The following is a 1,146-nucleotide window of genomic DNA, read 5'->3' on the forward strand; positions in this document are numbered from 1 at the left end:
GGAAACTGGAGTTTGGGTCTGACGGGGCTTGCAACAGGTGCTCACTCGTTGACGGCCCATGCGCTCCAGGGGACCGGGGAAACCTCTGAGCCGCGTACGTTCACCATTGTCCCTCGACAAGCAAGGTAGTCGCTTATCCGGTCGCTGCCCAACCAGCGACCGGGTGTGGCAGCCAAGCCTATTTCAATGCTCCACTTTCTGAGGTAATGCAGTGTGAAAAATCCACCCCTTTGGCTAGTACACGTTATTCGCAGAGCCAATCACAGTAGCGTTCCCACCGATCTGACCCTATCAGATGCCTTGCTGCCTGGACCTACTTTCAGTTCGGTGTTGAAACGTGGCGATGTGCTCGATCCTGCCGATCTCATCACTGGAGGCATAACCGCCACGGTTAAGGTGGACTCCTCGTTGTATGTGGGCGGTAAAGCTCGGCTGCATTGGGAGGGCTCCAGCAGCACCATCAACCCGCCATTGGAGCTTCCGATCGATGCGGTGGGTGATCTGAGTTTTTGGCTGGACAAGACGCCTTACGTGGATCCCAACCTTAATGGTTTGCTCCATGTCTGGTATGAATTGATTCCCCCGACAGGCGCCACAGCTGTCTCGGAAAGCTTATTGATATCAGTGCAGGATGCCACGAGCGAAACCTGGCTTGCGCCTGAAATTCACGACCATACCGGATCGCCGGTCACCTCATGGAGCCCTGTCAAACCTGGCACCACCCAAACCAATATCGCGCGCTTCGTGCTGCGCGATGCACGGTTGAAAGTGAACGATACGGTGGCACCTCTCTGGCTTTTTTCAGATGGGGAAAGTCTGGGCTTGAGTACGATTCATGTCACCACAGCGGGAGAGGCCCGAGCAGAAATCCCGACCAGCGTGTTGACGCCATCACTGGGCAAGGCGGTGCAAGTGTGCTACCTGCCCATCCTGGCGGACGGGCCTGGTCCCTTGTCCGAAATGTTGAGCCTTCAAGTGGAGGCTTTGCCGGCTACGGCGCTGAGCGAGTTGATCATCGAACAGGCTGCCAATAGCGGCGCTGGACCTGAGCTCGACGTTGACAGCCTCACCGGCGATGCCACCGTACGTGTTGGTCAATGGCCGTTGATTGCGCAACGACAGTCGGTGTGGCTGACATTGTCGGGT

1 pseudogene is annotated in these 1,146 nt (G+C 57.0%); it reads left to right on the top strand.

Going from position 1 to position 1,146, the window contains the following annotated elements:
• Positions 1-213: 213 nt before the first annotated feature.
• Positions 214-1,146, top strand: a pseudogene (locus tag QMX89_RS22640) (hypothetical protein); the annotation flags it as partial.

Origin of the sequence: Pseudomonas sp. PS01301, assembly GCF_029960215.1 — a bacterium.
Lineage (GTDB): Bacteria > Pseudomonadota > Gammaproteobacteria > Pseudomonadales > Pseudomonadaceae > Aquipseudomonas > Aquipseudomonas coleopterorum.